The organism is Robertmurraya sp. (assembly GCF_036676585.1).
In the GTDB taxonomy this organism is placed as follows: domain Bacteria; phylum Bacillota; class Bacilli; order Bacillales; family Cytobacillaceae; genus Robertmurraya_A.
Genome location: NZ_JAKFCQ010000058.1, coordinates 19019 through 30684 on the forward strand (window position 1 = coordinate 19019; position 11666 = coordinate 30684).

The 11666-nt window shown below is 39.8% G+C and carries 14 protein-coding genes, 11 tRNA genes and 1 rRNA gene; 25 read left to right on the top strand and 1 reads right to left on the bottom strand.

Translation table 11 applies throughout. The features are described from left to right. Positions 1-10 precede the first annotated feature (10 nt). From alr to ACGLXV_RS07885, 12 genes are all read left to right on the top strand, one after another. Positions 11-1171: an alanine racemase gene (gene alr, locus ACGLXV_RS07830; RefSeq protein WP_391558192.1), complete on the top strand. Its 1161-nt coding sequence runs from the start codon at positions 11-13 to the stop codon at positions 1169-1171. 199 nt (positions 1172-1370) lie between these two features. Then, positions 1371-1652: a CopG family ribbon-helix-helix protein gene (locus ACGLXV_RS07835; RefSeq protein ID WP_066060032.1), complete on the top strand. Its 282-nt coding sequence runs from the start codon at positions 1371-1373 to the stop codon at positions 1650-1652. A 4-nt stretch (positions 1653-1656) separates the two neighbouring features. Then, entirely contained in the window at positions 1657-2007 is a 351-nt protein-coding gene (gene ndoA / locus ACGLXV_RS07840) for a type II toxin-antitoxin system endoribonuclease NdoA (RefSeq protein ID WP_019156408.1), read from the top strand. 313 nt (positions 2008-2320) lie between these two features. Further along, positions 2321-3154: an RsbT co-antagonist protein RsbRA gene (locus ACGLXV_RS07845; protein WP_391558193.1), complete on the top strand. Its 834-nt coding sequence runs from the start codon at positions 2321-2323 to the stop codon at positions 3152-3154. Next, complete coding sequence (locus ACGLXV_RS07850; protein ID WP_119706363.1) at positions 3151-3507, top strand: STAS domain-containing protein; 357 nt, start codon at positions 3151-3153, stop codon at positions 3505-3507. Before ACGLXV_RS07845 ends, ACGLXV_RS07850 begins: the two co-directional genes overlap by 4 nt. Positions 3508-3511: 4 nt before the next feature. Further along, positions 3512-3913 carry an anti-sigma regulatory factor gene (locus tag ACGLXV_RS07855; protein WP_119706364.1) on the top strand — a complete coding sequence of 134 codons (402 nt, stop codon included), beginning with the start codon at positions 3512-3514 and terminating at the stop codon, positions 3911-3913. Positions 3914-3926: 13 nt separating this feature from the next. After that, positions 3927-4937 carry a PP2C family protein-serine/threonine phosphatase gene (locus ACGLXV_RS07860; protein WP_391558194.1) on the top strand — a complete coding sequence of 337 codons (1011 nt, stop codon included), beginning with the start codon at positions 3927-3929 and terminating at the stop codon, positions 4935-4937. A gap of 57 nt (positions 4938-4994) precedes the next feature. Continuing rightward, positions 4995-5324: an anti-sigma factor antagonist gene (locus ACGLXV_RS07865; RefSeq protein WP_391558195.1), complete on the top strand. Its 330-nt coding sequence runs from the start codon at positions 4995-4997 to the stop codon at positions 5322-5324. Next, entirely contained in the window at positions 5321-5794 is a 474-nt protein-coding gene (gene rsbW, locus ACGLXV_RS07870) for an anti-sigma B factor RsbW (RefSeq protein WP_391558196.1), read from the top strand. Before ACGLXV_RS07865 ends, rsbW begins: the two co-directional genes overlap by 4 nt. Then, positions 5772-6566, top strand: a complete 795-nt coding sequence (gene sigB, locus ACGLXV_RS07875) for an RNA polymerase sigma factor SigB (protein WP_391558197.1) — start codon at positions 5772-5774, stop codon at positions 6564-6566. Before rsbW ends, sigB begins: the two co-directional genes overlap by 23 nt. Next, positions 6563-7147 carry a PP2C family serine/threonine-protein phosphatase gene (locus tag ACGLXV_RS07880; RefSeq protein WP_391558198.1) on the top strand — a complete coding sequence of 195 codons (585 nt, stop codon included), beginning with the start codon at positions 6563-6565 and terminating at the stop codon, positions 7145-7147. Before sigB ends, ACGLXV_RS07880 begins: the two co-directional genes overlap by 4 nt. A gap of 108 nt (positions 7148-7255) precedes the next feature. Next, positions 7256-9427, top strand: a complete 2172-nt coding sequence (locus ACGLXV_RS07885) for a Tex family protein (protein ID WP_391558199.1) — start codon at positions 7256-7258, stop codon at positions 9425-9427. A gap of 16 nt (positions 9428-9443) precedes the next feature. Here the strand turns inward: ACGLXV_RS07885 and cmpA are convergent, their stop codons facing one another. Beyond that, positions 9444-9560 carry a cortex morphogenetic protein CmpA gene (cmpA, locus tag ACGLXV_RS07890; protein WP_119706371.1) on the bottom strand — a complete coding sequence of 39 codons (117 nt, stop codon included), beginning with the start codon at positions 9558-9560 and terminating at the stop codon, positions 9444-9446. Between the two features lie 105 nt (positions 9561-9665). Between cmpA and ACGLXV_RS07895 the strand changes: the two genes are divergently transcribed. The 13 genes from ACGLXV_RS07895 to ACGLXV_RS07955 all read left to right on the top strand — a co-directional run. Further along, complete coding sequence (locus tag ACGLXV_RS07895; protein ID WP_119706372.1) at positions 9666-10127, top strand: SprT family protein; 462 nt, start codon at positions 9666-9668, stop codon at positions 10125-10127. 140 nt (positions 10128-10267) lie between these two features. Continuing rightward, positions 10268-10343 (top strand) — tRNA-Asn (locus ACGLXV_RS07900). Positions 10344-10347: 4 nt separating this feature from the next. Continuing rightward, positions 10348-10438 (top strand) — tRNA-Ser (locus ACGLXV_RS07905). A gap of 28 nt (positions 10439-10466) precedes the next feature. Then, positions 10467-10538: transfer RNA gene (locus ACGLXV_RS07910), tRNA-Glu, on the top strand. Positions 10539-10565: 27 nt separating this feature from the next. After that, positions 10566-10641: transfer RNA gene (locus ACGLXV_RS07915), tRNA-Asp, on the top strand. 6 nt (positions 10642-10647) lie between these two features. Next, positions 10648-10722, top strand: a tRNA-Gln gene (locus ACGLXV_RS07920). Positions 10723-10759: 37 nt separating this feature from the next. Next, positions 10760-10835: transfer RNA gene (locus tag ACGLXV_RS07925), tRNA-Lys, on the top strand. A 30-nt stretch (positions 10836-10865) separates the two neighbouring features. Then, positions 10866-10950 (top strand) — tRNA-Leu (locus ACGLXV_RS07930). A 62-nt stretch (positions 10951-11012) separates the two neighbouring features. After that, a tRNA-Leu gene (locus ACGLXV_RS07935) sits at positions 11013-11098 on the top strand. A gap of 74 nt (positions 11099-11172) precedes the next feature. Next, positions 11173-11249, top strand: a tRNA-Arg gene (locus ACGLXV_RS07940). 10 nt (positions 11250-11259) lie between these two features. Beyond that, positions 11260-11336, top strand: a tRNA-Pro gene (locus ACGLXV_RS07945). A 19-nt stretch (positions 11337-11355) separates the two neighbouring features. After that, positions 11356-11429 (top strand) — tRNA-Gly (locus ACGLXV_RS07950). Positions 11430-11540: 111 nt separating this feature from the next. Beyond that, positions 11541-11666: ribosomal RNA gene (locus ACGLXV_RS07955) — 16S ribosomal RNA — on the top strand; the annotation flags it as partial.

The window sequence follows — 11666 nt, forward strand, 5'->3', positions numbered from 1 at the left end:
AAGTGTAGAAATGACTTTGTTTTATCGAGATACATGGGCTGAAATTAATTTAGATAAAATCATGTATAATGTTACGCAGTTGAAAAAACATTTGCCAAATCACGTACAAATGATCGCGGTTGTTAAAGCCAATGCATACGGTCATGGTGATATACAAGTAGCTAGGGCTGCTTTAGAAGCAGGGGCCACCTATTTGGCAGTTGCCTTTTTAGATGAGGCAATTGCTCTAAGGAAAAAAGGAATAACAGCTCCAATCCTTGTATTAGGAGCTAGTCGTCCAGAGGATACACCAGTTGCTGTTAAAAATAATATTACATTAACTGTATTTCGATATGAATGGTTACAGCAAGCAAAGGGAATGTTAGGTGAGGGAGAAAAATTATCTATTCATATAAAACTTGATACAGGTATGGGAAGAATTGGTGTCCGTTCAAGGGAAGAATTAACATCCATTGAGGAGCTGCTAGAATCAAGTGGATGTTTTCTTTTTGAGGGAATCTATACTCACTTTGCTACAGCGGATGAGCTAGAAGAGGGCTATTTCCGAAAGCAACTCTCACGTTTTCACGAGCTTTTATCCTATTTAAGCGTTAAACCGGACATTATCCATGCGAGCAACAGTGCAGCATCCTTTCGATTTGGTGAAGCGACATTTAATGCTATTCGGTTTGGCATTGGGATGTATGGGCTCACCCCATCATTAGAAATGGAGGCAGTATTACCGTTTCCGTTACAACAAGCATTTTCTCTTCACACAAGGCTTATTCATGTAAAAAAGTTAGAAAAAGGGGAATCGGTTAGCTATGGTGCCACGTATACGGCTGAGGAGCCTGAGTGGATAGGCACGTTGCCGATTGGTTATGCGGATGGTTGGATTCGAAAGCTGCACGGTCAAGAGGTACTAATTGAAGGAGATAGAGTACCGATTGTTGGTCGGATTTGCATGGATCAATGCATGGTTAGATTACCTAAAGAACTTCCCGTTGGAACACTTGTTACACTTATTGGAGAACAAGAAGCGGATGACATTTCAATGAATGAAATTGCAACCAAACTAGAAACAATCAATTATGAAGTTCCTTGTATTATTTCAAGTCGTGTGCCTAGGATTTATAAAAAATATGGAAAAATGATTGAGCAAAGAAACGATATTTTACAATCTTATGTATAGTTGAAACCCTTTTAGAATAAGGATTTATAGAAAAAGCACCATATTTATGAATCTTTGGAGACTTCATGAATAAAAGGGTAATTTTTTGGTGGATAATACTGAAGTATGACTTATTCCCCTTTGCATTGTTGTGGATTGGTGTTATTATAAAATATGGTAGAGATAAAATGGTGTGTAGTGATGGTGGAGGTGTATGTTTGTGTCTGAGTCCAGCGCAACAACAGAAATTATGGTGAAATTACCGCAACATCTTTTAACCGAATTGGACGGTTTTGTGAAACAGGAGAATGTGAACAGAAGCGAATTCATTTATCAAGCTACTAAAATGTACTTGCGTGAGCGGAAAAAGAGACAAATTCGTGAATCCATGCGAAGAGGCTACATGGAGATGGCGAAGATCAACTTAACAATTGCTTCAGAAGCGTTTCAAGCAGAGTATGAGGCAGAACACACAGTTGAACGTCTAGTAAGTGGGGGATAATCCTTTGATTGTCAAACGTGGTGACGTTTATTTTGCAGACCTATCCCCAGTTGTTGGTTCCGAGCAAGGTGGCGTTCGTCCAGTTCTTGTGATCCAAAACGATATCGGGAATCGGTTCAGTCCCACAGTGATTATTGCAGCCATTACAGCTCAAATTCAGAAAGCGAAACTGCCTACTCACGTTGAAATTGATGCGAAACGCTATGGTTTCGAACGAGATTCAGTTATCCTGTTGGAACAAATTCGTACAATTGATAAACAACGTCTGACCGATAAGATCACTCATCTCGATGACGAAATGATGGAGAAAGTGGACGAAGCTTTACAAATTAGCCTAGGTCTAATTGAATTCTAAAAATACGCTCTACTAAGGGCGTTTTTTTATTGTATGAAAAAGAAATCATTGTGTGCAAAAGGGGGATGGCCATAGTGCTATCCTTTTTTTGATTCCAGTTTATACGTTGCTAAACGGGCTAACCGCTTTTGTGTTTAGATGCTCGAAAAAAAGGGTATGTAACAAAGTCGCAATATTGTCATATTTAGTTTAAGCTTTCGCATAAAATTGATATCATTATTGATAGGTTCAGAATTTGGGTTTTAAGCTTACGTTACAGTTTAAAGACAATCCGTTAAGAAGTAACTTATCATGTTAAAATTGGGAGGATATAATGAACAAAGCTATTGAACAGTATATTCAAACGAATCGGGAAGAGATACTAACAAAGTGGATCGAGAGCATGAAAGAAAAATCAGATGAACGGGTCCTAAAGGTAGTTTCTGACCAAGTATTCGTAGGGACAAGCCGAGAGTTCATTGATCTAATTGTTTCTAATCTACAAGATTCTGATGAAAAATATAGTGAAAAGCTTGTAGAGTTTGCTGAAAAAGTAGTTAGGCTTGCGTGGCCTTTAAGTTTTGTTACGGACGGATTACGAGACTTTGCAAGGATTGCTTTTGAAGGAATGAACGCTTCAGGCAATGTAAATGAAGAGAACCGAATGGAAATCATTTATGACTTTGATAACTGGATAAGTCCGATGACAAATGAAATTGTTAATGTATATTCTTCAACTTGGGAGCGAACGGTCTCACTCCAAAAAATCGCTCTTCAAGAATTGTCCGCTCCATTAATTCCCGTGTTTGATGGCATTTCAGTCATGCCTCTTGTTGGGACAATAGACACGGAGAGGGCAAAACAGATCATGGAAAGCCTGTTAAATGGTGTGGTAAGAAATCGCTCAGAAGTTGTTCTTATAGATATTACTGGTGTACCAGTTGTTGATACAATGGTCGCTCATCATATCATTCAAGCTGCCGATGCAGTTAGGCTAGTTGGGGCTAAATGTATGCTAGTAGGGATTCGTCCGGAAATAGCACAGACCATCGTCAATCTTGGGATTAATTTAAATCAAATTACAACAAAAAATACACTAAAAAAGGGAATTGAGTCAGCCCTTGAAATAATGAACAAGAAGATTATCAGCACGGGGGGAGAAAATTGAGGATACCAATTCTAAAATTATACAATTGTTTACTAGTATCGATTCAATGGGAATTGGACGATCAAACGGCCCTTCAATTTCAGGAAGATTTGCTACATAAAATACACGAAACAAGCGCTAATGGTGTTGTAATTGATATAACTTCCATTGATTTTATTGATTCATTCATCGCAAAGGTGCTTGGTGATGTAATTAACATGTCTAAACTTATGGGTGCTAAAGTTGTCATTACAGGTATTCAGCCAGCGGTGGCGATTACTCTTATAGAGTTAGGAATTGGTTTAGATGACGTCCTAACGGCTTTGGATCTAGAAAAAGGTTTGGAGAAATTACATCAGGAATTGGGGGAATAACCGAATGGGAATCCAATCCTGCGTAAAAATCATTAATGAATGGGACATCGTTGCAGCTAGGCAGCTAGGCCGAAATGTGGCAAAAGAGCTTGGATTTGGAACTGTAGATCAGGCCAGAATCACAACTGCTATTAGTGAATTAGCGAGAAATATTTATTTATACGCTGGTCAGGGCCAAATCTGCATTGAAAAACTATATGAGAGCGGTAAAGCGGGATTGAAGGTAGTAGCGATTGACAATGGACCTGGTATAAAGGATATAAGGCAAGTAATGGAGGATGGATATTCTACCTCAGGTGGTTTAGGAGCTGGATTGCCAGGGGTTAAACGCTTGATGGATGAGTTTGGGATTAACTCAAGCCCGGGTAATGGAACAGAGATAACGGCAACTAAGTGGGTTCGTTAGGGGGAGCATTTTTATGGATTTCCGAGAATTGATGGAGGCAAAATATCGGCACATACTTGAAAAGTACATAAACGACCCTTCTGAACAAGTGCTCTATCAGGGCCAAAAGTTCAGTAGAAAGTCGATCGAGCATCGAATCTCTCCTGAGGAAATCATCAGTTTACATAAAACTCTTATGAATGAAATGTATCCGGAACTACCAGAAGAAGTATCGCTTTCCTTTGATATGTTACTAGAAGTCATGTTAGGGTACGGTCTTGCTTATAGAGAGCATCAAAGTTTGCGCCATAAGCAGCAGGAACTAAGAACGGAAATGGAGATTGCTGCTAATGTACAACAAACATTATTAGGAACCAATGTCCCTTCTGTTCCTTGGCTTGATATAGGTGCTATTAGTGTTCCCGCAAAGCATATGAATGGAGATTATTATCATTTTGTTCAAGATGAAATGAATAATATAAGTATAGCTATTGCAGATGTGATTGGGAAAGGAATCCCAGCAGCCTTGTGTATGTCCATGATCAAATATGCGATGGATAGCCAACCGGATAATCAACAAGAACCGAGTAAGGTGTTAGAAAATCTTAATCGGGTCGTTGAACAAAATGTGGATCGTAGTATGTTTATTACCATGTTCTATGGGGTGTATCATCCTGTAAAACATACGTTTGCCTATTCTTCTGCTGGTCATGAGCCGGGATTTCTTTACCGTGCGCAATTGGGAGAATTTACTGAAATTGAGGCAAAGGGTTTGCTATTAGGAGTAGAGAAACGGACGAAATATAAGCAGTTTGAGCAAGAAATACATGTTGGGGACATGATTATCTTGATGTCAGATGGTGTTACAGAATGTCGCTCAGAAGAAGGATTTATAGAAAAAGAAACATTAATCTCTTATATAAAAAAATATATCCATTTGCCTTCACAGGAGATTGTAACCAACATATATAAAGAGCTAGAGAAGCTCCAACACTTTCAATTGCGTGATGATTTTACTTTAATAATCTTGAAAAGAAATGTTTAAGTACTAATTTTTCAGGGTATCGAATAAGAGCAATTGACTTGTAAAGAGGTGGATAATATGAACATAAAGTTAGATATCACGGAAAGTGATGGTCGTGTTGCTGTTGATGTAACAGGTGAAATTGATGTTTATACAGCACCGAAGCTAAGAGAAACACTGTTTCCTCTGTCCGAGAGAAACGGAGTGAACATGATTATTAATCTTTCTGGAGTAGAATATATGGATAGCACAGGCTTAGGTGTGTTTGTTGGGACGTTTAAAAATGTGCGCTCAAGTAATGGGGAATTTCAGTTAGTTGGACTTTCTGATCGGTTAAAGAGACTTTTTGAGATCACCGGGCTAGCTGATATTATGAATATTAGCCAGATTGAGGGTGAACCAAAATGACGGAAGTTTGTGACTACATTGAAATGAAAATTCCTGCTAAGCCGGAATACGTAGGTGTGATTCGGTTAACATTATCTGCAATTGCAAGTCGGATGGGTTTTTCGTTTGATGAAATTGAAGATTTGAAGATTGCTACAAGTGAAGCGATAACAAATGCTGTTCAGCATGCCTATAAAACAGGGAAGCTTGGAGCGGTTGCAGTAGGTTTTGCGTCATATGGTGATAGACTGGAAGTCATCGTGGCTGATAGCGGTAAGAGTTTCGATTTTCAATCGGCTCGAGAAAAGGTAGGTCCTTATCGTGGGAATGAACCAGTTGAGTTTATGCGTGAAGGAGGCCTAGGGCTTTACTTGATAGAGACACTGATGGATGAAGTTGTTATTCATCAGAATGAAGGTGTGACGGTTTTTATGACCAAATACCTAGAAGGGGAGCAGGTGGAGAGGAATGCAGAACAAATCTCAACCTAATTCGCTATCAAAAGAAGAAATTCATCGATATATAAAAGCTTATCAGCAAAACCAGGATGATGAAGCTCAAAACCAGTTGGTTCTACATTATAAAAGCTTAGTTGAAACGATTGCCCGAAAGTATTCAAAAGGAAAATCCTATCATGAGGACATTGTCCAAGTGGGGAATATTGGTCTTTTAGGTGCTATTCGAAGGTACGATGAGGATTTTGGAAGAAGCTTTGAAGCTTTTGCTGTACCTACAATTGTTGGAGAAATCAAGCGGTTTTTAAGAGATAAAACCTGGAGTATTCATGTTCCCAGAAGAATAAAAGAACTAGGACCAAGAATCAAAGCAACTGTTGAGGAATTAACAACTACTCTCCAGCGTTCTCCAAAAGTATGGGAAATTGCTGAAGCCTTGCAAGAAACCGAAGAGGATGTACTAGAAGCGATGGAGATGGGAAGAAGTTATCAGGCGTTGTCTGTTGATCATTCCATTGAGGCTGATTCTGATGGAGGGACTGTCACGTTATTGGACGTGGTAGGGAACATTGATGAGGGTTATGAAAAAGTGAACCAAAAGCTCGTACTAGACAAGGTTCTACATGTTCTAACAGACAGAGAAAGGGAGATTATCCAATATACGTATTTGGACAATCTCAGTCAAAAAGACACTGGGGAAAAATTAGGTATTTCACAGATGCATGTTTCAAGATTGCAGAGAAAAGCGATAAAAAAGCTTCAAGATGCCATACGTTCAGATCATAACAGCTCGGAGTGCTTATCGTGACGAGGCCAATAGAAGTGATTGTTCAACAAACAACTAAGGAAGGTAAGTATGAATGCGGAGATAGTTATTACTTCGTTCTCCAGGATGATTATTTTACCTGTGTCGTCGCGGATGGTCTGGGCAGTGGAAAACTTGCAAATGAGTCATCTTCAGCAGTGGTTGATGTTGTCCAACAATATCATTATGAGGATGTTGAAGAGTTAATGAAAAAATGCAATCAGGCTCTTTTTCAGAAAAGAGGAGCTGCAGTAGCAGTACTGAAGGTTTTTTTTCAATCAAAGGAATTTCACTATAGTTGTGTAGGGAATATCCGTTTCTTTTTATACTCAGAAAAAGGTGAACTAACCTACCCACTACCGGTCTCAGGATATTTATCTGGTAAACCAGTAAGATTTAATACGAAGAGATACTTTTATCAAGCAAACTCAAAATTTCTTATACATTCGGATGGCATCACGCCAAACGGAGTAAAATCACTATTAAGTTCCGGGCTATCGAATGAATGTATTGCGAATCAACTAAGGGAGAGGTTCACTTCGAAAATGGATGATTCAACATTTATTATAGGGACGTTACATTAGGGTTACCTGTACATAAAGGGGTAGCTCTTTTTTATGAGTACCATTTTGATGCACTTGAAATCTTTGATAAAATAAGGAAAAAGACATTCGTGTTGGAGGAAAAGTACATTGGATCAAACAATAGATAAGCGTAAGGAACTCTTACAAACGGTAGCAAAAGAGCAGAATTTAAATTTCAAACAAGTGAACAATGTTATTTCATTACTTGAAGAAGGTAACACTCTACCGTTCATTGCCAGATACCGTAAAGAACAAACGGGTGCATTGGATGAGGTACAAATTCGTGACATTATGGAACGTTGGCAATACATACAAAACCTCGAGCAAAGAAAAGAAGAGGTTATTCGGATTATTGAAGAACAAGGGAAACTGACAGTGGAGTTAAAAAGTCAGATAGAAAAGTCCATTAAGCTTCAAGAGGTTGAAGATCTGTATCGACCGTATAAACAAAAAAGACGTACAAAGGCAACTGTAGCGAAGGAAAAAGGATTAGAGCCTTTTGCGGAATGGTTAGTAACCTTCCCTGTAAATGGTTCGATAGACGAGAAGGCGAGTGAATTTTTGTCGGACGAGCTTGAGGTTCACTCTATTGAAGAAGTGATAAACGGGGCGAAGGATATTATCGCTGAATGGGTTTCAGACGACGCGGATTCACGAAAATGGATAAGAAGTGAGACAGCTAAAACTGGATTTGTTGAAGCAACAGTTAAGGATATGGAAAAAGACGAGAAAAAAGTTTATGAAATGTATTATGAATATTCGGAGCCTATTATCAAAGTTGTTCCCCATCGTACGCTTGCTCTCAATCGGGGGGAGAAAGAAGATGTTTTACGGGTAGCGATTAAGCCGAATGTTGAACGTAACATGGATTATTTAACGAAAAAATGGATTAAGAATTCTAGTTCCTTTGTTGTTGAGACGGTTGTCGAGGCCGTTGAAGATGGCTATAAGAGATTAATTCAACCTTCAATAGAAAGAGAAATTCGTAATGAGCTAACGGAAAAAGCAGAAGAAAGAGCGATCCATATATTCTCTGAGAATTTAAGAAATCTTCTGCTCCAACCACCTTTGAAAGGAAAGGTAGTTCTTGGTGTGGACCCAGCTTATCGAACAGGATGTAAGTTAGCTGTAGTGGATGAAACAGGGAAGGTCCTTCGAATAGATGTGATCTATCCTCATCCACCTGTATCGAAGAGACAAGAAGCTGAGAAAAAGTTTAAAGAAATCATTGAAACATATGAAGTTGAGATGGTAGCAGTAGGAAATGGGACTGCCTCCCGGGAAACGGAGCAGTTTGTAGTAGATATGCTAAAAGATCAAAAAAGAGAAATATATTATTTGATTGTTAACGAAGCGGGTGCTAGTGTTTACTCTGCTTCTGATCTAGCTCGAGAAGAATTTCCTGATTTTCAGGTTGAGGAGCGAAGTGCGGTTTCCATTGCCCGACGTTTGCAAGATCCATTAGCAGAATTAGTTAAAATTGATCCAAAATCAGTTGGTGTGGGTCAGTATCAACATGACGTGTCTCAAAAAAGGTTATCTGAGTCATTAACTTTTGTCGTGGAAACAGCTGTTAACCAAGTAGGTGTGAATGTAAATACAGCTTCTGCTTCATTGCTTCAATATGTTGCCGGTCTTTCAAAAACAGTAGCAACCAATATCGTTAAGAAACGTGAAGAAGAAGGGAAGTTTGTCAATCGAACACAGTTAAAGAAAATTCCGAGGTTAGGTGCAAAAACATATGAGCAAGCCATTGGATTTCTACGTGTTATCGATGGAAAAGAACCGCTCGACCGAACAGGTATCCATCCGGAAAATTACCAAGCGGTTAAAAATCTCCTAAGTAAATTAGGTTTTATATCAGCAGACTTAGGTTCTGAAGCACTAAAAACAACATTATCAGCTGTTGACATAAAAGCTATTGCGGCAGAGCTTGAGATCGGGGAATTAACGCTAAAGGATATTCTCGATGCGTTAGTTAGACCGGAAAGAGACCCACGTGACGAACTTCCTGCGCCATTATTAAAGAAAGATGTATTAAAGCTTGAAGATTTAAAAGCAGGAATGGAGCTTCAAGGAACCGTTCGAAACGTAGTGGACTTCGGAGCGTTCGTTGATATTGGAGTAAAGCAAGACGGACTTGTTCATATTTCCAAACTAAGCAATCGCTTTGTAAAGCATCCGCTCGATATTGTTTCCGTTGGAGATGTAGTAACCGTGTGGGTGGATAGTGTCGACCAACAAAAAGGCAGAGTCGCCTTAACGATGCTGCAACCTTAGAAAAAGAAAACACCGTTTACGATGAACGGTGTTTTTTTCTGTAAAAAAACCAACATTGGTTAAGGAGTTTTATTTGATAGGCATTTTTCTCTAAAAATGCTTTCTGCATCTGATTTTGAAACCAAGTAGGCATAGACATACCTCCTAGCACAAATTTCAAGGGGTATATTCAATGTATGCTATAATGGGTTGTCATGTTCATAGAAATTTTTGTTTAGTTAGGAACGGAGGTGGGTGTATGGAGGATAAAGAGTTACAAAAATTAGTTGAGGAAATTTCCTTACAGTTCTTTAACAAGCCATTTCGACATACTGCTTTTTTTAATTCCCGTCTTCGAACAACAGGTGGACGTTATATGTTAAGGTCTCATAATATTGAAATTAATCGAAGTTATCTAGAACAGCTTGGAGAGCAAGAATTAATCGGCATTATTAAGCATGAATTATGTCATTATCATTTGCATTTAGAGGGAAAAGGTTATCAACACAGAGATCATGACTTTAAAACCCTTCTTAAAAAAGTGAATGCACCACGATTTTGTTCTACTCTCCCAAACCGCCCTGAAGTTAAATCAGCAAAGACTGTTCGTATATATAAGTGCTCTGGATGCGCTCAGCAATATAGGAGAAAAAGAAGGATCAATATATCAAAGTATGTTTGTGGAAAGTGCCGGGGAAAGTTAATTGAAATTCATGTTTGACAGTTGGAGAAAAAGATGTTAAATTGTTATTCCGTGACTGACATGAGCGGAAATAAGTAATTAAAAATTCCCCTTGACTTTCACAGCTTGTCTCAATATAATATAAAGAGTCGAGATTACGACATAAACACTTTTCTTATTCCACAGTAGCTCAGTTGGTAGAGCATTCGGCTGTTAACCGAACGGTCGCAGGTTCGAGTCCTGCCTGTGGAGCCATTTTGGGGAAGTACTCAAGAGGCTGAAGAGGCGCCCCTGCTAAGGGTGTAGGTCGGGTAACCGGCGCGAGGGTTCAAATCCCTCCTTCTCCGCCAGTAACTTTCATCATCTTTTAAAAAATATGGCCCCTTGGTCAAGCGGTTAAGACACCGCCCTTTCACGGCGGTAACACGGGTTCGAATCCCGTAGGGGTCACTTCTAAATTATTATACTACCAAAAATGGTCCCGTGGTGTAGCGGTTAACATGCCTGCCTGTCACGCAGGAGATCGCCGGTTCGATCCCGGTCGGGACCGCCATATTGTTGGGCTATAGCCAAGCGGTAAGGCAACGGACTTTGACTCCGTCATGCGTTGGTTCGAATCCAGCTAGCCCAGCCATTTTTTTATTTTAAGGCAATTTTTTTCTTATTTGTACGAGCCATTAGCTCAGTCGGTAGAGCATCTGACTTTTAATCAGAGGGTCGAAGGTTCGAGTCCTTCATGGCTCACCATTTTTATTGAGTAATACAACTTATCATTATGCGGGTGTGGCGGAATTGGCAGACGCACTAGACTTAGGATCTAGCGCCGCAAGGCGTGGGGGTTCGACTCCCTTCACCCGCACCATTCATTTCCAGTTGATTGACTGGGAGGAATCGTATATAATATATACTATCGCTCTTATATGAGCGGTCGTGGCGGAATGGCAGACGCGCTAGGTTGAGGGCCTAGTGGGGGCAACCCCGTGGAGGTTCAAGTCCTCTCGGCCGCACCAAGAAAAACTACAAAAAAGTGTTTGACATTAAAATGTGGTTATGATATTATATAAAAGTTGCTTCTTTAAAAAGAGCGCCCGTAGCTCAATTGGATAGAGCGTCTGACTACGGATCAGAAGGTTATGGGTTCGACTCCTTTCGGGCGCGCCATTTTGAATAACGGGGAGTAGCTCAGCTTGGTAGAGCACTTGGTTTGGGACCAAGGGGTCGCAGGTTCGAATCCTGTCTTCCCGACCATCTTATAAAATAATAATATGCGGGTGTAGTTTAATGGTAAAACCTCAGCCTTCCAAGCTGATGTCGTGAGTTCGATTCTCATCACCCGCTCCAACAAATCAAATTGTTCTTTGAAAACTAAACAAATCATACGTCAACAAAAAAATGATTAGTGTTGAAATACACACTAGCCAACGTTTTAACTTTAAGAGCTAATCTTACTCTTTTTTGGAGAGTTTGATCCTGGCTCAGGACGAACGCTGGCGGCGTGCCTAATACATGCAAGTCGAGCGGATCTTTGGGAGCTTGCTCCCAAAGGTTAGCGGCGGACGGGTGAGTAACACGTGGGCA

Bases quoted from the DNA above. Each gene is read 5' to 3' on its own strand.
- ACGLXV_RS07865 (WP_391558195.1), top strand. From the start codon at position 4,995: ATGAACATAAAGTTAGATATCACGGAAAGTGATGGTCGTGTTGCTGTT.
- ACGLXV_RS07895 (WP_119706372.1), top strand. From the start codon at position 9,666: ATGGAGGATAAAGAGTTACAAAAATTAGTTGAGGAAATTTCCTTACAG.
- cmpA (WP_119706371.1), bottom strand. From the start codon at position 9,560: ATGCCTACTTGGTTTCAAAATCAGATGCAGAAAGCATTTTTAGAGAAA.
- alr (WP_391558192.1), top strand. From the start codon at position 11: ATGACTTTGTTTTATCGAGATACATGGGCTGAAATTAATTTAGATAAA.
- sigB (WP_391558197.1), top strand. From the start codon at position 5,772: ATGCAGAACAAATCTCAACCTAATTCGCTATCAAAAGAAGAAATTCAT.
- ACGLXV_RS07860 (WP_391558194.1), top strand. From the start codon at position 3,927: ATGGATTTCCGAGAATTGATGGAGGCAAAATATCGGCACATACTTGAA.
- rsbW (WP_391558196.1), top strand. From the start codon at position 5,321: ATGACGGAAGTTTGTGACTACATTGAAATGAAAATTCCTGCTAAGCCG.
- ACGLXV_RS07845 (WP_391558193.1), top strand. From the start codon at position 2,321: ATGAACAAAGCTATTGAACAGTATATTCAAACGAATCGGGAAGAGATA.
- ACGLXV_RS07855 (WP_119706364.1), top strand. From the start codon at position 3,512: ATGGGAATCCAATCCTGCGTAAAAATCATTAATGAATGGGACATCGTT.